The organism is Bacillus sp. 9.4 (genome assembly GCF_055486415.1).
Genome location: NZ_JBVFMU010000003.1, coordinates 453,820 through 478,054 on the forward strand (window position 1 = coordinate 453,820; position 24,235 = coordinate 478,054).

Consider the following 24,235-nt stretch of genomic DNA (forward strand, 5'->3'; position numbering starts at 1 on the left):
CTTCATATTCCTCCTAAGGCTGAAAATCAAATAACTGAGAAATCATTTCTTCTTTTTCAAACAGCTTTTCAATACTCTCGCGGATACTTTTGATAAAATCTCTTTTTTCTGTTGTCTGTTTTTTTAATTCAGCAACAATTCCATCATTAGCAGGTAGCGCACCTGTGTGAAATGATTCATGAACTGAGATTTTCTCCAATTTATCGAATGTGTGGCTGAAACCAGCTGCAAGCCGGAATTGAAGATCGAAGGCATAATGCGAAGGGTTTTCTTCCATATGATGAATAGCAGTGATGATCGCCTGCTTTTTGTCTATGAAATCTTCATCGATTTCCTGACTGTAAACCTTCTGGTACTTAGAAATCGCATCTTCCAAATCTTCAACGATTTTCATACCGTTTTGATAGATTCTGACAGCGGATGAGAGATTGACTTGAATCGTTTCTCCCGAGCCGCTCTTCCCTGTAAAATAAATATCGGAGCCTTTATAGCTGAAGCCTTTTTCCTTTGACAAGGCGTTGAGCATTTGAACGATACTGTGGCCGTCGACGATAAGTTTTAGTGCGTCTTTTGTTTCTGTGTCGAGTGTTTTCAATGAGGACAGAATTGATTTTACGTAGTCCACTATTTCACCAACGTCTTTTAAAGCTTGCATAAATTGGCCATGCTTTAGATGGTCTATGAAATGTTCGTACCGTAATTCTATGCCTCGCATACTCGCATTAATATTCGTTAATTCTTTTTTGATCACTTTCTTTTGCGTTTCATCAATATAACCATTTTCAGCTAACTGATCTACGACCGGTCCGCTGTTTCTCAACAAGGTATGAAGAAAACCTAAAAACGACGGCAGTTCCTCTTTTATTCGGCCATACATTTGCTTAACATCATCAAAATGCTCATATAGGACACTTACTTTCTTTAAAGCGCCGTCTGTGTTTTTCACTCTTTCAATCAGGTCTATGTCTATCCCGCTGGCTGCCTTTATAAAACCGTTCAAGCCGTCTTTTTCATAGTCATCCTTATATTTTTGAAGGAATTTTTGAATTGACCTCACATCTTCGTCAGGAACCCCATCCATAATGTTGCGGATGCCTTTTACACTTGTATTTGTATCTGCCATCTTCACATCACCGAATGTAATGAAATCGGCCTTGCCGCTGACTCCATACAGCGGGTCATCTTTTGAGATGCGTTGGGTGATGTTTGCTGTGACGCCTTTGTCTTCATAATATTTTTGGATTTCTTTTTTTAACTTTTCTGGCGGAATGGAATCTATATCTTCATATTTATAACTAAATTTCCTAATAACATATCTATATAAACTTTCATCAGTTTCAAGTAATTGATCAATATTGACTTGAGCTCCATTTACCCCATAAACTTCATCATATTCTCCATCAATCAATTGCACCATAACTTGGTTATTATTTGCAAGTGAATGTCCTAAGGCGAATGTTTTTAAATCCTCAGAGTTACCTGCTGCTTTCTTTGCTTTGTTAGTAAACTCCTTTGTAGCCTCATACTGACTATGATCAATTCCTAAAAAAAGACCAAAAAAGTTATATGACCAATCCTTATTATCGGCACTACCTTCTGAAATAATCTGAAGATGATCAATTTGTTTTTTCTCATCTATTATATGGATTGCCGTTCCATCGTAACCTGATTCTCTGGTCGACCTTTGTATACTTGTATTCTGATTTACAAGTTCATTGGAGGTGTAAATTTCAATTTTCATATTCTCAGGAAGATCGTGGTGGGTTTCCTCTTTATAAATTCTGCGTATATCTGCTTCGAAATCCTTCTTAGCTTTCTTAACTTCACTCGCAATAGTTGAGGCAAACTTTTGTTTATAGTCATATTCTAAATCAATTAGCCTTAACTTTACGTTCTCATTCTCAAATACATTTTTATTTCCCATCTTATTTCTCCTTTTTATCTATTAAAAAGGTGATAGAATTAATTAATTTCTCAACTTTATTTTTAGCCTTTTCTTCATCTAAGGAGCATGGTTGATTTTCATTTTTGCATCCAAGGGTAAAGGCGTATTCTACTCCTAGGTTATCTTCCTCTGTAGACTTAACATATCCAAAATAACTGTATGAATAATTATATTTTCTATCAATATCGTCAAAGATGTCTTTTTTCTTGGCAGTGTAAATATCCGTTTTCTTTTTGCTGCTTTTTTTGTATTCGCCTTTATAATCATTTTTTCCACTAACAATATCTAGCATTGTCTTAGGTTCATTCGCAAAACTTTCTTCTTTGTAATATGTGACATGGCCATCAAACATTACATTGGTGTCTTTATCATAACTATTAAATCCAATACTTTCTTTGTTTTTCCCGGTTAACGATGATCTTCTTGATAGATACTTCCCATCCTCCGGAAACAACATCCTAAACCCTTTCAGCTTAGATTCCAACAAATAATATCCTGGTTCCTCTTCTTTTGTTGACACCATGTACTCTCTCGTTTTCTCGTCCTGAAACGCAGGTACTTGAGGCAGATCCTTGGGATCCATGTCTTTGGGTTTTACCGCTTCTGTTTTATTGTCATTTGTGCTGTTTTTATCATTGTCATTCATACTGCATCCTCCTGTCAGGGCAAGTAATAAGCTGAAGCAAATAAAGATGATCTTTTTCATTACGAACCTCCACGGGTTTTGTGAGAATAGTATTCTATTTTTATACCAAAAATAATTCTATTGACCTGGTTAAGTGATGATTATTTCATCCTTTTTCATGTTACATCATGGCGGAATTTGGATAAATAGGAAATCAGACTCGGTTTTGATCTCCTTTTATTAACTAATCATATATAACACCTAGTATAAATCTAAATACCTATTACTTTTTTCACAAAACAAAAAGAGCCGTATCATACGGCTCTTTACTCTTCTTTCTCAGTATGGCGTTTTTTCAATACGTCAAGCACATCATCCAGCGGCAAGGCTTGTTCTCTGAGCAGGACAAGCAGGTGATACAGCAGGTCTGCCGCTTCCCATTTGAGTTCCTCTCGGTCCCGGTTTTTCGCGGCGATGATGACTTCGGATGCTTCTTCTCCGACTTTTTTCAAAATCTTATCGACGCCTTCGCGGAAAAGGTAAGTAGTATAAGCTCCCTCAGGCATTTCCGCTTGGCGTTCCGCGATCACGCGTTCCAGTTCGTTCATGATGCCGAATCGGCCTGCGGTCTGTTCTTCTGTTTGTTCCTTCATAAAACAGCTGTAGCTGCCAGTGTGGCATGCCGGGCCGGACGGCTCTACAAGTACGATCAATGCGTCCTGGTCGCAGTCATACCGGATACCTTTGACGGCTTGCGTGTTCCCTGAGGTTTCTCCTTTATGCCATAACGCTTGGCGTGAGCGGCTGTAAAACCATGTTTCCTTCGTTTCCAGCGTTTTTTCGTACGATTCCTTGTTCATATACGCAAGTGTCAGCACTTCTTTGCTTGCCGCATCCTGCACGATAGCAGGAATTAATCCGTCCTCGTTAAAACGCAGCTCATCTGCCTGTTTCATCTCACATTCACCCCGTACTCTTTCAAGTATGATTTCACTTCTTTAATCGATGTTTCTTTATAATGAAAAATTGAGGCGGCCAGCGCGGCGTCGGCTTCTCCTTTTGTAAAAGCCTCAAGCATATGCTGTGCGTTTCCCGCGCCTCCCGAGGCGATAACAGGGACGGGGACAGCTTCGGAAACAAGCTTTGTCAGCGTGTGGTCGAAGCCTTTTTTCTCACCGTCAGAGTCCATGCTTGTCAGCAATATTTCTCCTGCCCCACGTTTGACGCCTTCTTTTGCCCACGCGGTGACCTCCCAATCTGTTTTCTTTCTGCCGCCGTGCGTGTAGACCTTATATGTGTCAGATTCTTTGTCGTACTTGGCATCAATGGCAAGAACGATGCATTGAGAACCGAAAAACTCGGCTCCTTCTGTAATCAGCTCAGGGCGGAGAACAGCTGCCGTGTTCACCGACACTTTGTCCGCTCCGGCACGCAGAATCGTTTTCATATCGCTGAGCTGATTGATGCCGCCGCCGACTGTAAACGGAATCGCGAGCTTCGCGGCAACCTGCTCCACAACGTCAACCATCGTCTTTCGTCCTTCGTGCGAGGCGGAGATATCAAGAAAAACAAGTTCATCCGCACCTTCCCGGTCGTACACTTCAGCGAGTTCAACTGGGTCACCTGCATCCTTCAATTCGAGAAATTGAATTCCTTTGACAACGCGTCCTTCTTTGACATCAAGGCATGGAATAATCCGTTTTGTGATCATTTGCGCTTCACCCTTTCAAGCGCCTCACTCAGCGTAAACTGATTGGTATACAGCGCTTTTCCGATGATCGCTCCAGAGACGCCGTCCGCCTCATAGCGGGCGAGAGCTTCGAGATCCGCGACGGAGCTGACTCCGCCGGAAGCGATCACCGATTTCCCCGTTTCCTTAGCAAGCTCGACCGTGCTTTTAACATTGGGGCCTGACAGCATTCCGTCTGTCGCGATGTCAGTAAAAATAAAGACTTCCGCACCTTCATTGGCTAGCTCTTTGCCCAGTTCAGTTGCCTTAAGGGTTGATGTTTCAAGCCATCCCTCTGTTGAAACAAAACCGTTTCTCGCATCCAGTCCGATTGCAATTTTCTCGCCATATTGTTTCAGCATTTTTTTGACAAACGGAGGGTTAGAAACTGCTGAGCTTCCCAGGATCACCCTATCGACTCCTGCTGATAAATATTCATAGACGTCATTTTCGGAACGGATCCCGCCGCCGATTTCGACTTTCAGGTTCAGCTTTTGCGCAATCTCAATCACATGGCGGTCATTCACTCTTTTCCCTTCTTTGGCCCCGTCGAGATCAACGAGATGGATCCATTCGGCACCCTCTTTCGCAAATAACTCAGCCATGTCGTACGGTGAATCGCCATATATCGTTTCCTTATTATAATCCCCTTGAACAAGGCGGACACATTTGCCGTTTCTCATATCAATTGCCGGATATAATGTAAAAGCACTCATTTTTTCACCTTCTGTTCTTCTGCCATTTTCGTAAATTGGGTTAAAATAGACATTCCGACCGTGCTGCTTTTTTCCGGATGAAATTGGGCGCCGAAGACGTTTCTTTTTCCGACTACAGCAGGCACTCGCACACCATAATCGGCGCTTGCCAGAAGCGCGTTCTCCTCCATCCCATCAATGTAATAAGAATGAACGAAGTAAGCGTAGCCTTGTTCTGTTTCAGACAGCAGCGGAGATTCATTATGAAAAGAAAGACGATTCCAGCCCATATGCGGAACCTTCAGCTTGTTTCCTTTTTCATCTTCTGCTTTCAGCCTGACTGCTTTTCCTTTTAACAGCCCGAGTCCTGAAGCGGTGCCGTTTTCTTCGCTTTCTTCAAATAAAAGCTGCATGCCGAGGCAGATCCCGAGAAGCAGCCTTCCCTCTGAGACCATATCGTGAATCAATTGATCAAGCTTCGTGTAGCGCAAATTGTCCATCGCGTCTCCAAATGAACCAACTCCCGGCAAAATGAAGGCATCAGCTTCTTTCAGCTCCTCCGGCTTTTCAGAAACAAAATACGGCACGCCGACACGTTCAAGCGCCTTTGAGACACTGTATAAATTCCCCATTCCGTAATCTATCACGCCGATCATTTACAGCATCCCTTTCGTTGACGGTATTCCTTTAACACGCGGATCGATCGTTGTCGCTTCATCAAGCGCACGTCCCAGTGCTTTAAAAACGGCTTCAATCATGTGGTGGGTGTTTGTGCCATAATGAACGATGACGTGCAGGTTCATTCGAGCTTCGAGCGCCAGCTTCCACAAAAATTCATGTACAAGCTCCGTATCGAAAGTTCCGACTTTAGCAGCCGGGAAATCAGCGCGCATTTCTAAGTGCGGCCGGTTGCTTAAATCAATCACAACTTGAGCAAGTGCCTCATCCATCGGCACAAACGCCGATCCGTAGCGTTTGATTCCTTTTTTATCGTCCAACGCTTCGAGCAGCGCCTGCCCTAAGCAGATGCCGATATCTTCAGTCGTGTGGTGATCATCTATATCAACATCGCCTTTTGCGTTAATGGAAAGATCGAATTGGCCGTGTTTCGTGAATAAATCCAACATATGTGTCATAAACGGCACATCTGTTTTGATATCCGCTTGTCCCTCGCCGTCTATTGTAAATGCCAGCTCAATATCTGTTTCGTTTGTTTTCCTGACGCGTTCCGCTTTTCTCATTTAGAAATCCTCCGTTCTCTCGCTTCAATTGATCTGGCATGGGCTTCTAACCCTTCCAGTCTGGCAAAAGCCGCGATGCTTTCGGCATGTTCTTCAAAGGCTGATTGACTGTAAGAAATAATGCTCGATTTCTTTTGAAAATCAGTTACGTTTAATGGACTTGAAAATCTGGCTGTTCCGTTTGTCGGAAGCACATGGTTCGGTCCGGCAAAATAATCACCGACAGGCTCAGGGCTGTATCTGCCTAAGAAAATTGCACCCGCATGTTTGATACTCCCAAGCAAAGCTTCCGGAGACTGTGTTATGATTTCTAAATGCTCTGGCGCGAGTGTATTGACAGTATCAATCGCTTCCACCATTGTTTCCGCCACATATATACAACCGTAATCTCTCACTGAAGCTTCCGCTATTTCTCTTCGCGGCAAGGTTTCCAGCTGCTTACTCACCTCGGCTGAAACCGCCTCGGCCAGCGCCATGGAATCTGTGACAAACACACATGAGCTGAGCTTATCGTGTTCCGCCTGTGACAGCAGATCGGCTGCAATTTCGCTCGGAATCGCTGTTTCATCAGCCAGCACGACGATTTCACTAGGTCCGGCAATCATATCGATATCGACATCGCCGAACACTTCTCGTTTGGCAAGCGCGACATAAATGTTGCCCGGACCCGTGATTTTATCCACCGGCTCAATGGTTTCTGTTCCGTATGCTAACGCCGCAATCGCCTGAGCGCCGCCCATTTTGTAAATGTCTTTTATGCCCAGCTCGGCTGCAGCAACCAAAACTCCAGGAGACAGCAGACCGTCTTTTCCCGGAGGCGTGACGAGAACGATTCTTTCAACGCCCGCTACAAGCGCCGGAATCACATTCATCAAAACAGATGAAGGATATGCGGCCGTTCCCCCCGGCACATATACACCCGCGGAATCCAGCGCCGTCACTTTCTGCCCCAGCATTGTGCCATCCTTTCTGTGATAAAACCAGGAGGATTGCAGCTGTCTTTCGTGATATTCCCTAATATTTTCGATTGCCTGCCTAATCACCTGAAGAAGACGTGTATCCAGTGAGGTGTATGCCTCCTCAAATTCTTCTTTTGTGACGAGCGGGCTGTCTATTTCGATGCCGTCAAATTTCGCCGTGTAGCTGCGAACCGCCTGATCACCGTTTGCTTTAACATCTTCTATAATGGACCGGACCGTCTTTCTTTGCTCTTCCGTTCCGGCATCGATGGAACGCTTGAGAGAAAGCCGTTCCGCTCCGCTGATGGTTTTGATCTTCATTTTGCCGTCTCTCCTTCCACAACGAGAGATAGGCGGGATGCCATTTCGTCAATCACATCGTCTTTCATGCGATAGCTTACCGGGTTGACAATAAAGCGAGAGGTAATGTCACAAATGTGCTCCGTTTCAACAAGCCCATTTTCTTTCAGCGTCTGTCCTGTGGAAACAATGTCCACTATCCGATCTGCAAGCCCAATGAGCGGAGCCAGTTCAATTGAACCGTTGAGCTTAATGATCTCGACTTGTTCTCCCTGCTCTCTGAAATAACTGGAAGCCACATTCGGATACTTTGTCGCGATTCTTGGCGCTACGCCGCTCCAGTCTGTATTCGGAAGTCCGGCGACAGCTAAGTGGCATTTGCTGATTTTTAAATCCAGTACCTCATACACGTCGCGTTCCTCCTCCAGCATGACATCCTTGCCCGCAATTCCGACGTCTGCCACGCCATGCTCCACATACGTGGTTACGTCCATCGGCTTCGCTAATATGAAACGAAGATTTTCCTCCGGCACATCGATGATCAGTTTTCTCGAATCTTCAAACTCCTCAGGGAGCCTGTAGCCTGCCTGCCTCAACAGCCCTGCCGCTTCTTCAAATATCCGGCCCTTTGGCATCGCCATTGTGAGTAACTTACCCATTTTGCTCTTCCTTTCTGGCACCGATAAAATAAGTGACGTTTGCAAAAGATTTTGTCATCTGGTCGATATTTTCTATTCCCGATAAATCTTGAAGAACCACTTTGTTCCCTTTCATGCGTTCTTCATTCGCATAAGCGATGGCTTGCGCCCGCTGCTCTTTGCTGAAAATAACAGCGTCTATTTCACAAGGTTCGTCCTTCATATGAAGGGCTTCAATCAGCCGGTCGATCCGAAGCCCGAAGCCTGTTGCCGGTGCAGGTGAATCAAAATGGCCCAGCAGCTTGTTGTAACGGCCGCCGCTTCCAATGACAAAACCGACATTCTCGGCGTACACTTCAAATAAAATCCCTGTGTAATAGCTCATGTGACTGACCATATTCAGATCCAGGCGGACATTTTCCGTACATCCGTAATCCTCAAGAATGCTCCACAGCGCCTTCAGCTCATCAACCACGCTTTTTCCTTGCGCAGAATCGACGATTTCCTCGGCACGTCCGCATACTTCTATACCGCCCCGCAGTTCAAGGAGCTCAAGCAGCCTGCTTTTATCAATGGAGGAAAGCGGGAGAGACTTGACATGCTCTCTGTAGCCGACGTAGTTCTTTTCATATAAGAACCTCCGCAGCACATCAGCTCGTTCAACGTTTCCGAGCACCTCAACAAACAAAGCATCCGCAATGCCGGCATGGCCAATTGCAATTTTAAAGGATGCCAGCCCAGCGTTTTTTAATGCCCCGACGACTAAAGCAATGACCTCCGCATCCGCGCTCGTCGTGCCGTCACCGATTAACTCCACTCCGACCTGCTCGAACTCAGCCGGACGTCCGCCTTCACGCTCCTGAGCCCTGAATACATTTGCCGCATAGCCGACTCTTAGCGGATGACCGTGTTTCAGAAGCTTCGATGCCGCCACCCTTGCAATCGGCCCCGTCATATCCGGGCGAAGCACCAATGTCTTGCCGTCCTGATCAAGTAGCTTAAACAGCTGCTGCTCTTCAATTGCTGACTGGACGCCAACGGTATCGTAAAACTCCAGTGTCGGCGTTTCCATAAATTGATATCCCCATTTATCAATCAAATCGGTTAACGATCGTCTCACCTTTTTTTTCGTTTCGTATAAACCGGGCAGTGTATCTCTCATGCCGTGCGGTTTTTCAAACATAAACATCAACCCGAGCACCTCCGCTGTTATCTTATGAAGGAAAATTCCGAATCCTTTAGTTCGCTAATATGATAATATGTTAGCAGATGAAAGAATGAAAATCAACGCTTAACTTCAGTAAGGATATTTTTAGTTCAAATATCCTTCTCCTCATTATGAAAAAATCATGAATAATGTATTAAAGGTACGTAATATCTCAAATTCTTTATGTTTGGCATGCTATAATACAAATCAAATAGAGAACAAGGAGATAAAGATGAAAACACTGCGAACTCTATGTGTCCTGATGATTCTTTCAGGCGTTATTTTTTTCGGACTTAAAATAGATGCAAAAGATATAGATATTCCTTTTTTGAACAGCCTTAAAAAAGTGGTTTCTGATAGCGATACAGACTCAGCTGCGAATAGCAAAAAGGAGCTGAAGGGAAGCGCAAAACCGCTGGATGTCATCCTTTACAATCAAATGGACGCACCCCGGCTCTATAACGGCTGTGAAGTAACAAGCCTTGCGATGGTGCTGAATTATGCGGGATACGACGTGACAAAAAATACCCTGGCAAATCAGGTTGCCACAGTGCCTTTGACATACAGCAGCGGATTAAAGGGTGATCCGAATGACGGATTTGTCGGGGATATGGCGAATGGCCCTGGTCTCGGTGTCTACCATCGACCGATCTATCAGCTGGCGAAAACCTATGCGGGAGACAAAGTGTCTGATCTGACTGGAAAAAGTATTTCCGCTGTTTATCAGCAGCTTGAAAAAGGCAATCCAGTTTGGGTTATTACGACAGCCAACTTTACGCCAGTTGACAACATGCAGACATGGAAAACGCCAAACGGAACGATAGAAATTACGTACAGCGAACACAGCGTCGCCGTTACGGGATATGATGATAAATATGTGTATCTCAATGATCCGTATGGCTATAAAAACAGAAAAACCGATAGAACAAGCTTTGAAAAAGCGTGGAAACAAATGGGCAGCCAGGCCGTGGTTATTCAAAAGTAAACACCTGAAGCCTCACTATGCTCTATCCTGAGCAAATACGACAATATTCATGCTTTTTGTATCAATCGGTAAGATCGATTCATTTTCCATTTTTCACCCAAAATTGTCTTTACTTTCAGGCTGTCTGTTTTTATGATTAAAGCAGATTCAGCCTTGCCCCGATCTATGCGAGAGAAGCCGGTGCAAGTCGCTGACGCTTCTCTTGCAAAAAATGAAAGATATCCGGGGAGGATTTATCATTGAAAAAAATCGTGTCTATCCTATTTATGTTCGGTTTGGTTATGGGTTTCAGCCAGTTTCAGCCATCAACCGTTTTTGCAGCTGACAAAGTGGTGCACGAAACAATTATCGTACCAAAAAATACAACATATGACGGGAAAGGACAGCGGTTTGTGGCAGGGAAAGAATTAGGTGACGGAAGCCAGTCAGAAAACCAAGACCCTGTTTTTCGTGTGGAGGATGGAGCAACCCTGAAAAATGTGGTGCTTGGTGCACCTGCAGCTGATGGCGTGCACACTTATGGAAACGTTAACATTCAGAATGTGAAATGGGAAGATGTTGGTGAGGATGCGTTAACGGTGAAGAAGGAAGGAAAAGTGACGATCGACGGCGGTTCTGCTCAAAAAGCGTCAGATAAGATATTCCAAATCAATAAAGCCAGTACCTTCACAGTGAAAAATTTCACGGCGGACAATGGCGGGAAGTTCATTAGACAGCTTGGTGGTTCAACCTTCCACGTTGATGTGATCATCGACAAGTGCACCATCACAAACATGAAGGAAGCGATATTCCGGACGGACAGCAAAACAAGCACGGTCAGAATGACAAATACACGCTACTCTAATGTCGGTCAAAAATGGATTGGTGTTCAGCATATTTACGAAAACAACAACACTCAATTTTAACAAAAAAAGTCCGCTGATGTTATTCAGCGGACTTTTTCAATCTTTCTTGCATTTCTTCCTTCGTATAGATGATCTTCATCGGATTTCCGCCGACAAATGCCCCATCAGGCACATCCTTATGGACAAGCGTTCCGGCGGACACAACTGCGCCATCTCCTATTTTCACCCCGGGCAGAATGGTCGTGTTGGCACCAATCATCACTTCGTCCCCGATCAGAACTTTGCCGATCCGGTATTCGTGAATCAAATACTCATGGGCCAGAATGGTCGTATTGTACCCGATGATTGTATTTGTTCCGACTGAGATCTTTTCCGGAAACATGATATCTGGCATCACCATGAGGGCAAAGGATGTCTGTTTTCCAACCTTCATCCGCAGAAATGTGCGGTACAGCCAGTTTTTCATCCCTATAAACGGCGTATATCTCGCAATTTGAATGACAATGAAATTTTTGACGACCTTTAAAAAAGGTACCGTTTGATAGACATGCCACAGTGAGTTGGCCCCCGAGACCGGATGACGATCTGTTTTTCTCACAGATTACTTCACTCCAACGATTTGTAATAGATCACTCATTTTCTCAAGCATAAAATCCGGCTCATACTTCGCCAGCATTTCCGGCCCTTTAATCGTCCATGCGACTCCTGCCGTTTTTGTACCGGCGTTTTTCCCAGCTAGCACATCGTGGTAATTATCTCCGACCATAATGGCTTCCGCCGGCTCGCTTCCTAGCTGTTTCAGCGCTAAAAGCACAGGCTCGGGATCAGGCTTTGCATTCGTCACATCATCAAGGGTAACAACTGTTTCAAAGAATTCGCCGATTCCCGTGAGCTTGAGGCCCATGTTGACAGTATCTCTTAATTTTGTTGTCACAATTCCTAATGTAAAGCCGGCTTTTTTTAATGCATCCAGAGTCTCATATACCGTTTCATATTCAGTCACGAGTGAATCATGCATGTCATGATTGTATGCTCTGTACATGGCGATCATATCCTCGCATTTATCAGGGTCCATCGAAGAGAACGTTTCAAAAAGAGACGGTCCGATAAACGCAAGGACATCTTCTCGTTTATACTTGCTCGGATAATAATGCTCCAGTGTATGCAAAAAGGACGCGATAATTAATTCATTCGTATTAATAAGCGTTCCGTCTAAATCAAACAGAATTGTCGTTACTTGTTTGTCACTCATATTGCTTCCTTTCCAACCGCTGAGGGTTTCCACTTTTTCCATGTATGCGCAATAGCCATTGTCAGCAGAACTGCTGTGGTGACACGAATCACAAGAAGAGGCCAGACCGGTATGCCAAGCGGAATAAAGACAAGTGTATCTTCTACGACCGCGTGGCAGGCAACGAGAAATATAAATGCCAATGTCATATCCCGCCTGCTCACGCCATCATCCTCGACAGCTTTGATCATGACACCCGCTCCGTAGGCCAGACCAATCGTCAGTCCCGCCACCATCGTCATAGACGTATTTTTATTCATGCCAAGCAGCTGCGTAAACGGAGACAGCCACCTGGAGAACCGATGCAGCCAGCCTAAATCTCTTAAAAACTGGATGATGATCATCAGCGGTATGACAATTGCCGCCAGCTGCAAAACACCAAGTCCGGCTTTCATTAGAGCTTCTGCCAGCATTGCCAGCCAGCTGTCTGGCGCGGCGCTCTTCGCAGCGATAAAACCGTACTGCGCCGTTTCCTGTCCGCCATGCCAAATGAGGTTGATGACGATGGCTGACACAGCGGCCAAACCGATGCGCACCGCCAATATGACGCCAATTCTGATACCAACCTTTGCGGCAACTGTCGATTCGATAATTAAGTTATGACAGAATGAAAGCATAACAGCTAAAATAAAGACTTCTTTCACAGATAAATCCAATGTTAAAATCCCGGCAATTCCCGCATACAGATTCAGCATATTTCCCAGTACAAGCGGAATGGCTGCTTCACCAGAAAGCCCGAAGAGACTCATTACCGGTGTGATCAGCCGTACAAGCCAATCCATGACAGGGGTATGCTGAAGCAAAGTGACCAATAGCGTTACCGGGAAAATCACTTTACCCAACGTCCATGTTGTTTGAAAACCTGCTGCAAGACCGGCCAGAAAGATCTTCTTCATCCCTCATCCCCCTTTGTTGACGTCTACTCCGCGTACCGCTCCTTCGAGTATCCCTTGACGCGTCTGAAGATGATGGCTGCCACAGCCAAAACAATCAATACGATTGAAATCACCTGAGCGATGCGAAGTGAATCAGTCAGCATTAAGCTGTCAGTCCGCATTCCTTCAATAAAGTATCTTCCGATTGAATACCAAATGATATAGATCAAGAACATCTCGCCTCTACGCAAATTCGCTCTGCGCAGCAGCAGTAAAACAATGACGCCGACAAAGCTCCATAGTGATTCATATAAAAAAGTAGGATGATAATATTGCCCATTGATATACATTTGATTGATGATAAATTCAGGCAGGTGCAGGTTTTCTAAAAAGGCTCTGCTGACAGCCTCGCCGTGCGCTTCCTGATTCATGAAGTTCCCCCAGCGGCCGATCGCCTGGCCGAGCAAAATGCTGGGCGCGGCAATATCTGCAAGCTTCCAGAACGAAAGGTTTTTCACTCTCGAAAACACATATCCCGTTAAAATGGCGCCGATTAATCCGCCATGAATGGCAATGCCGCCCTTCCAAATCTTAATGATTTCTCCCGGATGTGCCGCATAATAATCCCATTCAAAGGCAACGTAATAAATTCGTGCGCAAATAATCGCAATTGGAATGGCAAACAGGACAAGATCAATAAACGTATCTTTCTGCAGCCCCCGTTTTTCACTTTCCCTCATCGCTATCCACAGCCCGAGCAAAGCGCCGAGACCGATAATGATTCCGTACCAATGGACGGCTAACGGCCCCAGCTGAAAAGCTATCGGATTGAGTGGTTCTATCGCTTCATTCATTTAACGCCAACTCCTATTCTCCTTGTTCACCGTCTTCAATGACATCCGCCAGCTTGTTCGTAAATTGTTCAGCGGCATTCAGCCCCATCCGCTTCAATCTGAAGTTCATTGCTGCCACTTCGATGATGACTGCCAGATTTCGGCCTGGACGGACGGGAATCGTCAGTTTTGTGATTTCTGTATCAATGATTTTCATGGTTTCTTCCTCAAGCCCGAGACGGTCGTATTGCTTGCCCTGCTCCCAAAGTTCAAGGTTCATGACAATCGTGATTCGTTTATTGCTTCTGACCGCGCCGGCGCCAAATAGCGTCATCACGTTGATAATGCCAAGCCCCCTGATCTCAAGGAGATGCTCAATTAATTCCGGAGCGTTTCCGACAAGAGTATCCTGATCCTCCTGCCGAATTTCAACGCAATCATCGGCAACAAGGCGATGCCCTCTTTTCACAAGCTCCAGCGCTGTTTCACTTTTCCCGACGCCGCTTTTTCCTGTGATCAGCACGCCGACACCATATATATCGACAAGAACGCCATGAATCGCCGTGGTAGGCGCCAGCCGGCTCTCAAGGAAGTTGGTTAAACGGCTTGACAGTCTTGTCGTTTTCAGCGGCGATCTGAGGACAGGCACCCCATTTTTCTCGGAGGCGTCAATCAGCTCCTGAGGGATGGGCATATCTCTAGAAAGAATAATAGCTGGTGTTACATCAGTGCACAGAGAATCCATTCGCTGTTTTTTATCCTCTTCCGGAAGCTGTTCAAAGAAAGAAAGCTCTGTTTTTCCGAGAAGCTGCACGCGCTCTCTCGGGTAATATGTAAAATATCCGGCAATTTCAATGCCTGGTCTTGATAGGTCACTCATTGTAATCGGGCGGTTAATTCCTTCTTCTCCGCTGATTAATTCCAAATTGAACTGTTCCATTACGTCTTTTGTGCGAACCTTTGCCACGATATGTTCCTCCTGTTCCGGGCTGCCCCGAGCTTGCTCACAATACTTTCATTTTATCACTTTCGGGCTTGAACCTAAAACAGATTTTATAAAAGGGGGGAAAACACCTCAGCTGGTCTAGATCACTAGTCTGAAAAAGAGTAAAATAAAGGTATTCAAATTCCAGAAAGGCGGATCATCTATGGCAGAGAGTCTTCTTATTAAAGACATTGCGATCGTGACAGAAAATGAAGTAATCAAAAACGGCTATGTCGGAATCAATGACGGAAAAATCAGCACAGTCTCAACAGAACGGCCCAAGGAGTCATATTCAAAAGAGATTCAAGCACCTGCGGATTCCGTTTTGCTTCCCGGCATGATTGACATTCATATCCACGGCGGCTATGGCGCAGATACAATGGATGCTAGCTTTTCCACGCTCGACATCATGTCGTCAAGACTGCCCGAAGAAGGCACGACGAGCTTTTTAGCCACAACGATTACCCAAGAGCATGGGAACATTTCTCAAGCTTTGGTGAACGCAAGAGAGTGGAAAGCGGCTGAAGAGTCCTCTTTATTAGGTGCAGAACTGCTCGGCATTCATTTAGAGGGCCCCTTTGTTTCGCCTAAAAGAGCCGGAGCGCAGCCAAAAGAGTGGATTAGGCCTTCGGATGTTGCGCTTTTCAAAAAGTGGCAGCAGGAGGCGGGCGGACTGATCAAAATTGTTACACTTGCGCCGGAGGAGGATCAGCATTTTGAACTGATCCGCCATTTGAAAGACGAATCGATTATCGCGTCCATGGGGCACACGGATGCCGATTCCGCATTGCTGTCGGATGCCGCAAAAGCAGGGGCGAGCCATATGACTCATCTGTACAACGCGATGAGCCCGTTTCATCACCGAGAGCCCGGAGTGATCGGAACGGCGCTGGCCCATGATGGGTTTGTGACAGAGCTTATCGCCGATGGCATTCACTCCCATCCTTTAGCTGCAAAGCTTGCTTTTTTGGCGAAAGGCAGCAGCAAGCTCATTTTAATTACCGATTCCATGAGGGCAAAAGGCCTGAAAGACGGCGTATATGAGTTTGGCGGCCAAAGTGTGACGGTAAGAGGACGAACAGCACTTCTTTCAGACGGAACCCTTGCCGGTTCGATCCTCAAAATGAACGAAGGCGCACGGCATATGCGTGAGTTTACAAATTGCTCTTGGACGGATATAGCTAATATAACTTCTGCAAACGCGGCCAAACAGCTGGGCATCTTTGACCGAAAAGGCAGTGTGACTGTAGGAAAAGATGCAGATTTGGTGATTGTCAGCAGTGATTGCGAGGTGATTCTCACCATTTGCCGCGGAAACATTGCATTTATATCCAAGGAGGCTGACCAGATATGAAAGTAATGGAATGTCAAACGTATGAAGAGCTAAGCCAAATAGCAGCCAGAATAACGGCAGATACAATCAAAGAAAAACCTGATGCTGTTCTCGGTTTAGCGACGGGCGGCACACCGGAAGGCACGTATCGCGAGCTGATCCGCCTGCACCAAACTGAGAATCTCTCATTTCAAAACATCACTACAGTTAATTTGGATGAGTACGCCGGACTTTCAAGCGATGACCCGAACAGCTATCACTTCTATATGAACGACCGTTTTTTTCAGCATATCGACAGCAAGCCTAGCCGGCATTTTATTCCGAATGGAAATGCAGACGATTTGGAGGCCGAATGCAGACGGTATGAACAGTTAGTCGATTCCCTCGGCGGCACTGACATTCAGCTTCTCGGCATCGGCCGAAACGGACACATCGGCTTTAACGAACCGGGAACGTCTTTCAAGTCGCGAACTCATGTTGTGACATTAAATGAGCAAACCCGCCAGGCGAATGCCAGATATTTTCCTTCCATAGACAGCGTGCCGAAAAAAGCACTCACAATGGGAATTCAAACGATACTCTCAAGCAAGCGCATTCTGCTGCTCATTTCTGGAAAAAGCAAAGCGGAAGCTGTTCGTAAGCTGTTAGAAGGAAACATAAGCGAAGATTTTCCCGCATCTGCTTTGCACCTGCATTCCGATGTTACGGTTTTGATTGATCGTGAAGCCGCGTCATTAAGACCTTGAAAGGAACATGCTGACTTATGAATATCAATAAACAATCGCCTATTCCGATTTATTATCAGATTATGGAGCAATTAAAAAACCAAATTAAGAGCGGAGAGCTGCAGCCGGATATGCCTCTTCCTTCTGAGCGCGAATATGCCGAACAATTCGGGATCAGCCGGATGACAGTTCGCCAGGCGCTTTCTAATTTAGTTAATGAAGGCTTGCTCTATCGCCTGAAGGGGCGGGGCACCTTTGTCAGCAAGCCAAAAATGGAACAAGCACTTCAAGGGCTGACAAGCTTTACCGAGGATATGAAAAGCCGCGGGATGACACCGGGCAGCAGGCTCATTGATTATCAGCTTATTGATTCGACTGAGGAACTCGCGGCTATATTAGGCTGCGGGCACCCCTCCTCTATCCATAAAATCACTCGGGTGCGGCTGGCAAATGATATTCCGATGGCGATTGAGTCCTCACATATTCCGTTTGAGCTTGCGGGTGAATTGAACGAATCGCATTTTCAGTCGTCGATCTATGATCATATTGAAAGGTACAACAGCATACCGATTTCCCGTGCAAAACAGGAGCTTGAGCCAAGCGCTGCCACCACGGAAGAAGCGAACATTCTTGGTATTCAAAAGGGAGCGCCGGTCCTATTAATCAAACGAACAACATATCTGCAGAACGGAACTGCTTTTGAGCATGCAAAATCTGTATACAGAGGCGACCGTTATACATTTGTCCACTATATGGATCGTCTTTCATAAAAAAAAAGCCTCCAACCCTTTTTAAGGATTGGAGACATGGCGAAAATCAAACTGGTCTGGTGCTGGACGATATGTCTCTTTTTTCGTCTTGAACTTCCAGATCGGTGATTTCGTTTTGCCGTTAAAACTGTCTTCCACTATAATGTACCAATAATAAACAGACTGCGGTTCAAGATGATCCCAGCGGAATTCAGCTGTGTCCCCGCTCTTCACTTGCTCCCGTTTTCCGAGCTCTTCATTGGTATATACGTTACATTCAAAATAATCGGTTTCCACCTTTTTGATTCTTGGCTTCAAATCAAGCGAAAGGGAAAATTCATCCTTGTTGCCATAGGTATCCGTATCATAGTAGTTCTTATCCTTTACATACGGAGAGTACGTCGATACGTGCACCATGTCATTGGCTTGGTCAAATTGAAGCAAACGCAAATACCCTTGACCGCCTTCTGGCCCGCCCTGATAATCGGCCAGCATTTGATGCACAAGACGATCCGGCTTCCCATCACCATCATCATCCAGCTCATCTGTTTTTCTCATCGCACTATGATAATGCCCGCTCAACACCATCACGACATTCGGGTTCGGCTTTACGATTTCTTTGAATATTTTCTCTCCGATTGGGCTTCTGTTTCCGCTGACCAGCAAATACTCATGAAAAGCTAAAATGGCCATCCGGTCAGGATGCTTCTTCAGCACCTGATTCATCCACGCGATGTCTTCATCCGTAATGCCCCATCCCATGTACAGCATGATATAATCATTGCCGTTGCTAGAAATCAGGTCATAATGTCCGCGGTTGTTTTTATAGGAACCGCCATAATGCAATTTTTTATCAAAACGATCGCTGCCAAAATATTTGCCAAACGCCCTGTAGGAGCCGTCCTTATGCCCGACATCGTGGTTGCCGGCCAGCACGCCGTAAGGAATTCCGCTCTTATCCAGAACGGACATTGACCGATCAGCGTTTTTCCACTGTCTGATATCGGCGGAATCATCTACAATATCACCCGTGTGGAACACATATTTGATATTGAGCTGCTTTTGGTTATCTTTTATCCATTCGGTCTGTTTATCAAAAATATGCGGATAGCTTTCGGCGTAATACTGTGTATCAGACATCCAGACAAATGTGTACATATCCTCCGCAGGGGGAATTTCATCCTGTACAATCACATTCATTTTCGACTCCCGTACAAAATCGGCGGCAATCACAGACGCTCTCAGCGTAAACGGTTTGTCATCCTTCGCGACGAAGCTGTCAACAGGCTGCCATTCGTTTGTCCGATAATTCCAAGCATACATCGTCACCTTTCTCCCCGGCAAAGAACTGCCCTTCCAGACTGCTTCTGCCAGATCATTCTCATCAATTGATGGATCAACCGTCACTTCAAAGCGATGATAAGGGAAAAGCTCTTTGTTTTCTGTCGATACTGTTTTTCCATCAGCAGCAGATACCCGCTCCAATTCTTTATTCGTAAATGGGGTCTCATTTTCCGGCACAAAGCTTTTCGGCGGTTCAGTCAGTGACGCGTGCTTAAATATTTTCACATGATTTCGCGCTGTATATTGAAATCCCCTATAAAAACCAACATCCATGGCATCATTCGTCGGATCTTTCACCCGTACAGAAAGCTTGGCCTTATGCGTGTCGGCTTCGCTGTCTATAACCTCCGGCTGGTCCGGATGCTCTCGTTCGGTTTTAAACGTCCTCTCAATCACTGTTTTATTGCCCGCGAGATCCGTTGCTGTCACTTTTAGAGAATGTTTTCCCGGCAAAAGGTCAGAAGATGACGTATGATATGGGAGTGTAATGCTTTCTCCATCTAAAGACGCCTTCGCTTCCTCAATTTTGCTCCATTTATCATACATATCCGCCTGCAGGATAAGGTTTCCTTTATACGTTTGCCCCTCGGTGATATTCGGCTCAATGTGAGGTCCTGAATTATCTACCCGTACAACCAGGCTGACATTTTCCTTGCCATCGCTTGCTTGAATATGGTGAGCGCCTTCAGAAAGCTTTGATGTGTCCCACTCCAGCAGCTGTGATGTAAACAGTCCGTCAGGCAGATTGAACTGAAATTGCCAGCTTTTATTCGAGCGCTGATTATCGCCAATAAAGAGTTCCTTCTCAGGGGACACCCTCTGATCCCTGATCACCGTTCCATCCGATAACACCAATCGGGCGTTTTTGACTAAGAAGTCATCACGGTTTTCAGCCGTATCAAACGGGGACACCTTCGAACCCGATCGTATCGTAATACGCTGCAGCTGCTTCCCTTTCCGAAGCAGTGTCTCTGGCAATGGAACAGAATAGGTGCGGTATTTATTTGTTGTATCATCGAACACCTTTAGCACTTTGCCTTCCATCGTTACCGCGTTTTTAAAATAAAGGTTCGTTTTCCTCGTATCGAATGCAAAATATACTTCTTTTTCCATCGCGGGCTCTGTCACTTGTTTTTTCCCGTCAATCCATAGCTTAATGCTGTCAGCTCGCCCTTCTGTCGTGGCTTTGAGAAATTGAGTTCCCGACAGCGTGTCTCTGTTTTCAATATTCATCCGCAGACCGTGCGACTTGCTTGTTTGTTTAATATCAATCATTTTGACCGGCGTTCTCGCTTCATTGATCCCGTCCCCGGCCGCCACATAATACTCTAGCTGATCCTTCCCGATCAATTCAGGCGAATACACAATATAATGGTAGAGATTATCGTTGCGGTCTTTTTCAGCAAGAATTCGCTTAAACGGTTTGTTCTCATCCGTCCGGTAGTAAAAGGCCGCTGTTTTCACTAGACTTCGGTCCCGTATGTCAGCCCGCAGCTCAATGCTTTCAGCAGGGCGGACAGGCTTGCGGTCAGTTAAATCCTCAATGACCGGCTTTTCTTTATCGAGCTTGATTTTCCGTTTCTGCTCGGGCACCTGTGCCTGTAATACGGTTCCGGGAGATGGATTCTTTTCCCCGATTGAAATGTTCAGAAGTTCTGCGGTTCCGTTCAGCGGATACTTATAAAGCACTGATGACAGCCGGCGCAGCGCATGTTTCCGATAATGCGCAACCGAAATGTCCTTTCCTGTATTCGTTGATATCACAACGGCCCGCGGCCTCGTATTGGCCATACCCTCTGTCTCGTCTATCACCGCGAGATTTTTTCCTTCTTTTAGTTGTGTCTGATAATAACGATTGAAATCCTCTGACGTCAATTCTGGATGCCCGGCAGGCTTCAGCCAGACGACAAACGTTTCGCCGGATGGTATCAAGATCCTTTCATCAGGTCTCCAAATCAGATCGGAGTCAGGCCCTTCTTTTGGGTAGCGGTAACGGATATGGTAGTCTTTAAAATCAATCGTTCTGTCAGTCGTATTAAAAATCTCAATAAATTCATAACCGTCTGCGCGTCCTATATTCTTCGTATCAACCGCCAGCTCTGTGATCAGAAGCTCCGGAATATGGGCAAGGTCAGCCTGGTATCCTTCAAGCTTCAGTTTCTTCGTCTCCGACTTCACCCGCTGCTTCCCATTCGACATCACAATGTAATACTCAAGCTCGCTGTTCCAAATCAAACGTTTCGGAATTTGTGCCAAAAACTTGCGGACCGCTCCGGGGGTCGGGTCCATCGGCACCATTTTGTAGCCCAGCTCATTACTTTGTTTATAAAAAAGAAAGGCGGAAAATGCTTGATACGAATTATCGCGAACTTGAGCCTCAATCATTAGATTGTTTCTCATTTCAGCTTTCACATCAATTTGAGGAGGATTTTCAAGCAAGGGTATGTAATGAGGCGTTTGAAATAGTTCCTGCTGTACAACAGGAACAGCTTTCGATTCATGATGGCCGCCAGACAAAACGGAAAGAAAAGACAGTAATATAGAAGCAATAACCGTGTATTTCCTCATCAAAGCACCTCCCTTTTCATGTATTTTGCGTCTGAACAGGGAAGCTTATGAGTTCATTTTTAAACAATATCCAATCTGACAAAGCAGATAGTATACGACATATACGCGGGACTGCTGACAAAAAGCGAACACTTCACTTCACAATTTTTTAAGGAGGCTGCAGAACATGTAAAAAAGCTGCCTTTGCGGGCAGCTTTTTTTATTTTTTTCTAAGCGGCTCTAAAATGCCTTTTTGAATCAGCAAATGGAAGACCGACAGGATAACGGATGCCCATATCGCTGTGCCGAAGCCGTCGATTTGAAAGCTGTCACCCATAATGGACGCGGTCATCATAAGCGTGATGGCGTTAATCACAAACAAGAAGAGCCCAAGCGTCACCATGGTGACCGGCAGTGTAAAGATAATTAAAAGCGGTTTAATCAGCACGTTTAAGATCGATAAAATGAGGCTGGCGATAATCGCTGCCCCAATGCTGCTGATATGGATGGAGTCAATATATCCATCAATGACGATTAATAACAATGCATTGACTAAAATGCTGACTGCCCATTTTACCATGTCATTTCATATCCCTTTCTGACGGGACGATAAAAATCCAAATGATATAAATGAGCAAAACCGGGAAAACACTTGTCATAATGGCTAAGATAACAGTTATGACTCTGAGGAGTGATGCGTCCCAATTGAAATATTCCGCGAGACCTCCGATAACACCGGCGATTTTCTTATTTTTTTCTGAGCGATAAAGCTTATTCATTCGATCACCTCTGTGAGTACTTTAGTTTGATGGCGCCTGTTAGTGATTCTGAGAAGACGGTGATGTTTTGATCATGTGCCTGATTTGAAGTGAACATCATTTCTTTTTGAATGGTATCATTTTTTTCCTTCAGCATCTCAACATCCATTAATTCATGGGACAGCGAACCAAGATTGCTTTTCAGCTCTGCCTTCACTGCGAGATCGTCCGGAATCGCAAGCTCCACACTTCCAGTCGTTGTTTTTGCATAAATGGAGCGGCAGTCTGATTCTGTTACGTTAATCGCAATATTTCCGTTAAAGCTTTGAACGTCAATGGATTCGCTTTTCCCTCGGAGATCGATCAATCCGTTAATGGTTTCCGCTTCTATCGTTCCGCAGCTGTGGCTGGCGAGTTTAATTTGCCCGTTGGCCGTTTCAGCTATGGCTTTTTCGGCTGTTAAGTGCGAGAACGACAGCACGCCGTTTGTCGTTTTCGCTGAGAACTCTTTTACATGTAAATGTTCCCCTCTGACCGGACCGTTAAACAGCTTCACCCGAATCTTATCATACTCCTTCTGAGGAATATACAAAGTGACATTCGTTTTCATCGTCTTTTTCTCAGTACGGATAAAAAATTTATTTCCTTTGATTTCACATTCAATATGCTGAAGAAATGCGTGTCTCGCCGCATCCTGGCTGTCAGCGCGATATACCTTCGCCTGGCATTCCGCTCTGATATCGTCATCTTCCCAAGGGACGATATTCACGCTGCCATTCGCAATTTGCAGCTCAACACTGGAAAAGTCAGTATCTTTAAATTGAAAAATGTGCTGAACATCATACGCATGGCCAAAGTTTAAATCAAGGTCAACTTCCTTGACCTTTTTCACAGCAGAATCAATCCAGTCAAACAGCTTGGCTCCTAAAGACGGCTTGCCACTTTCTTTTTTTGCCGTTGTAAATGGCTCTTCCTCGTCATGAACGTGAACTGAGAGCGCTGTGATTTTCTCTTCTTTTTCCTTGTAGTCGCTGTCAAGCTTTTCAATCAGTGTCAAAGCTTCTTGTGCTGTAAGCTTTCCTTCCTCAACAAGCTTAAGGATTCGTTCCTTTTCTTGCATCATTACGATCTCCTCCCCATTGTCTACTTATGCTGCACGCAGGACCTTAATGCCCTGAATCACATTCCAAATGATAATGCCAATGACAACCAAGAAATAAATAACCGCTCCCCCAATGATTACAAATACAGGAAGCAAGCTGTCTCCATCAATCGCAACGGCTCCGCCAAGTAAAGCAATAAAAAGGAACAGCCAGCCGACAAACGGAACTATGTGAGAAATAAGAGAGCGTATCGCATGGCGTTTTGTTTCTTTCTCATTTACAACAAAATAAGCGACAATCGGCACAATGATTGGCGCAATAAACACACTGAAATAACAAAGTGATGCAATAATAGCTTGATTACGGTTCAATTCATTCCACACTCCTATTGTGAATTGTCCATGACAAAAGATCAGGGACGTTTTACTTATTTATACGTTTAAAATCTCTTCAGGTTTCAAATTCATTCTTTAGACATGCTCCGATTTACGGAAATTGGATTTTAAAAAGTTTTAGAAGTAGA

At 45.1% G+C, this 24,235-nt stretch carries 25 protein-coding genes; 5 read left to right on the forward strand and 20 right to left on the reverse strand.

The annotated features are described in order from the left end of the window. Positions 1-13 precede the first annotated feature (13 nt). The 10 genes from ACZ07B_RS14345 to ACZ07B_RS14390 form a co-directional block, all read right to left on the reverse strand. Entirely contained in the window at positions 14-1,924 is a 1,911-nt protein-coding gene (locus tag ACZ07B_RS14345) for a DUF6792 domain-containing protein (protein WP_464877346.1), read from the reverse strand. A 1-nt stretch (position 1,925) separates the two neighbouring features. Continuing rightward, the gene (locus ACZ07B_RS14350; RefSeq protein ID WP_003244157.1) at positions 1,926-2,651 is read right to left on the reverse strand and encodes a lipoprotein; all 726 of its coding nucleotides are present in this window, start codon (positions 2,649-2,651) and stop codon (positions 1,926-1,928) included. 245 nt (positions 2,652-2,896) lie between these two features. After that, a complete protein-coding gene (gene hisIE, locus ACZ07B_RS14355; protein WP_285299222.1) occupies positions 2,897-3,526 on the reverse strand; it encodes a bifunctional phosphoribosyl-AMP cyclohydrolase/phosphoribosyl-ATP diphosphatase HisIE in 630 nt (209 codons plus the stop codon). Beyond that, positions 3,523-4,281: an imidazole glycerol phosphate synthase subunit HisF gene (gene hisF / locus ACZ07B_RS14360; protein WP_003244585.1), complete on the reverse strand. Its 759-nt coding sequence runs from the start codon at positions 4,279-4,281 to the stop codon at positions 3,523-3,525. Before hisF ends, hisIE begins: the two co-directional genes overlap by 4 nt. After that, positions 4,278-5,015, reverse strand: coding sequence for a 1-(5-phosphoribosyl)-5-[(5-phosphoribosylamino)methylideneamino]imidazole-4-carboxamide isomerase (gene hisA / locus ACZ07B_RS14365; RefSeq protein ID WP_024571939.1), 738 nt, complete (start codon positions 5,013-5,015; stop codon positions 4,278-4,280). Before hisA ends, hisF begins: the two co-directional genes overlap by 4 nt. Beyond that, positions 5,012-5,650 carry an imidazole glycerol phosphate synthase subunit HisH gene (gene hisH, locus ACZ07B_RS14370; protein ID WP_124059214.1) on the reverse strand — a complete coding sequence of 213 codons (639 nt, stop codon included), beginning with the start codon at positions 5,648-5,650 and terminating at the stop codon, positions 5,012-5,014. Before hisH ends, hisA begins: the two co-directional genes overlap by 4 nt. Beyond that, positions 5,651-6,235: an imidazoleglycerol-phosphate dehydratase HisB gene (gene hisB / locus ACZ07B_RS14375; RefSeq protein WP_042975253.1), complete on the reverse strand. Its 585-nt coding sequence runs from the start codon at positions 6,233-6,235 to the stop codon at positions 5,651-5,653. It lies immediately after the preceding gene. Further along, a complete protein-coding gene (gene hisD, locus ACZ07B_RS14380; protein WP_124059216.1) occupies positions 6,232-7,515 on the reverse strand; it encodes a histidinol dehydrogenase in 1,284 nt (427 codons plus the stop codon). Before hisD ends, hisB begins: the two co-directional genes overlap by 4 nt. Further along, positions 7,512-8,153: an ATP phosphoribosyltransferase gene (gene hisG / locus ACZ07B_RS14385; protein WP_015251138.1), complete on the reverse strand. Its 642-nt coding sequence runs from the start codon at positions 8,151-8,153 to the stop codon at positions 7,512-7,514. The genes hisD and hisG overlap by 4 nt, the downstream gene beginning before the upstream one ends. Then, positions 8,146-9,321 carry an ATP phosphoribosyltransferase regulatory subunit gene (locus ACZ07B_RS14390; RefSeq protein WP_124059586.1) on the reverse strand — a complete coding sequence of 392 codons (1,176 nt, stop codon included), beginning with the start codon at positions 9,319-9,321 and terminating at the stop codon, positions 8,146-8,148. The genes hisG and ACZ07B_RS14390 overlap by 8 nt, the downstream gene beginning before the upstream one ends. 250 nt (positions 9,322-9,571) lie before the next feature. On the opposite strand from ACZ07B_RS14390, the gene ACZ07B_RS14395 reads away from it, so the two are divergent. Further along, positions 9,572-10,324: a C39 family peptidase gene (locus ACZ07B_RS14395; protein WP_003243552.1), complete on the forward strand. Its 753-nt coding sequence runs from the start codon at positions 9,572-9,574 to the stop codon at positions 10,322-10,324. Positions 10,325-10,563: 239 nt separating this feature from the next. Further along, positions 10,564-11,229: a pectate/pectin lyase PelC gene (gene pelC / locus ACZ07B_RS14400; protein WP_003242578.1), complete on the forward strand. Its 666-nt coding sequence runs from the start codon at positions 10,564-10,566 to the stop codon at positions 11,227-11,229. A 19-nt stretch (positions 11,230-11,248) separates the two neighbouring features. On the opposite strand, the gene hprF is transcribed toward pelC, so the two are convergent. Genes hprF through hprK form a run of 5 tightly spaced genes read right to left on the reverse strand, consistent with a single transcriptional unit; the run spans position 11,249 to position 15,135 of the window. Continuing rightward, positions 11,249-11,767 (reverse strand): heptaprenylglyceryl phosphate O-acetyltransferase, encoded by a 519-nt coding sequence (hprF, locus tag ACZ07B_RS14405; protein ID WP_086344371.1) that lies wholly within the window; start codon positions 11,765-11,767, stop codon positions 11,249-11,251. Positions 11,768-11,770: 3 nt separating this feature from the next. Beyond that, positions 11,771-12,421, reverse strand: coding sequence for a pyrophosphatase PpaX (gene ppaX, locus ACZ07B_RS14410; protein WP_041055175.1), 651 nt, complete (start codon positions 12,419-12,421; stop codon positions 11,771-11,773). Further along, positions 12,418-13,356: a nucleoside recognition domain-containing protein gene (locus ACZ07B_RS14415; RefSeq protein WP_086344372.1), complete on the reverse strand. Its 939-nt coding sequence runs from the start codon at positions 13,354-13,356 to the stop codon at positions 12,418-12,420. The genes ppaX and ACZ07B_RS14415 overlap by 4 nt, the downstream gene beginning before the upstream one ends. 23 nt (positions 13,357-13,379) lie before the next feature. Then, a complete protein-coding gene (gene lgt / locus ACZ07B_RS14420; RefSeq protein ID WP_003242661.1) occupies positions 13,380-14,189 on the reverse strand; it encodes a prolipoprotein diacylglyceryl transferase in 810 nt (269 codons plus the stop codon). 13 nt (positions 14,190-14,202) lie between these two features. Beyond that, positions 14,203-15,135, reverse strand: a complete 933-nt coding sequence (hprK, locus tag ACZ07B_RS14425) for an HPr(Ser) kinase/phosphatase (RefSeq protein WP_024571931.1) — start codon at positions 15,133-15,135, stop codon at positions 14,203-14,205. Positions 15,136-15,316: 181 nt separating this feature from the next. On the opposite strand from hprK, the gene nagA reads away from it, so the two are divergent. From nagA to nagR, 3 genes are read left to right on the forward strand one after another with little or no spacing between them, the layout of a single operon-like run. Then, entirely contained in the window at positions 15,317-16,507 is a 1,191-nt protein-coding gene (nagA, locus tag ACZ07B_RS14430; RefSeq protein WP_014481023.1) for an N-acetylglucosamine-6-phosphate deacetylase, read from the forward strand. Further along, positions 16,504-17,232: a glucosamine-6-phosphate deaminase gene (gene nagB, locus ACZ07B_RS14435; RefSeq protein WP_129092734.1), complete on the forward strand. Its 729-nt coding sequence runs from the start codon at positions 16,504-16,506 to the stop codon at positions 17,230-17,232. The genes nagA and nagB overlap by 4 nt, the downstream gene beginning before the upstream one ends. Before the next feature lie 17 nt (positions 17,233-17,249). Then, positions 17,250-17,981, forward strand: a complete 732-nt coding sequence (nagR, locus tag ACZ07B_RS14440) for an N-acetylglucosamine utilization transcriptional regulator NagR (RefSeq protein ID WP_015251129.1) — start codon at positions 17,250-17,252, stop codon at positions 17,979-17,981. Positions 17,982-18,002: 21 nt separating this feature from the next. On the opposite strand, the gene ACZ07B_RS14445 is transcribed toward nagR, so the two are convergent. From ACZ07B_RS14445 to yvlA, 5 genes are all read right to left on the reverse strand, one after another. Beyond that, positions 18,003-21,872 carry a lamin tail domain-containing metallophosphoesterase family protein gene (locus tag ACZ07B_RS14445; protein WP_464877347.1) on the reverse strand — a complete coding sequence of 1,290 codons (3,870 nt, stop codon included), beginning with the start codon at positions 21,870-21,872 and terminating at the stop codon, positions 18,003-18,005. Positions 21,873-22,071: 199 nt separating this feature from the next. Then, on the reverse strand, positions 22,072-22,431 hold the full coding sequence (locus ACZ07B_RS14450; protein WP_003228066.1) for a phage holin family protein: 360 nt from the start codon (positions 22,429-22,431) through the stop codon (positions 22,072-22,074). A 1-nt stretch (position 22,432) separates the two neighbouring features. Next, entirely contained in the window at positions 22,433-22,630 is a 198-nt protein-coding gene (locus ACZ07B_RS14455) for a PspC domain-containing protein (RefSeq protein WP_015384763.1), read from the reverse strand. A gap of 4 nt (positions 22,631-22,634) precedes the next feature. Beyond that, entirely contained in the window at positions 22,635-23,732 is a 1,098-nt protein-coding gene (locus ACZ07B_RS14460) for a DUF4097 family beta strand repeat-containing protein (RefSeq protein WP_014481027.1), read from the reverse strand. A 24-nt stretch (positions 23,733-23,756) separates the two neighbouring features. After that, entirely contained in the window at positions 23,757-24,083 is a 327-nt protein-coding gene (yvlA, locus tag ACZ07B_RS14465; protein ID WP_003244375.1) for a protein YvlA, read from the reverse strand. Between the last annotated feature and the right edge of the window lie 152 nt (positions 24,084-24,235).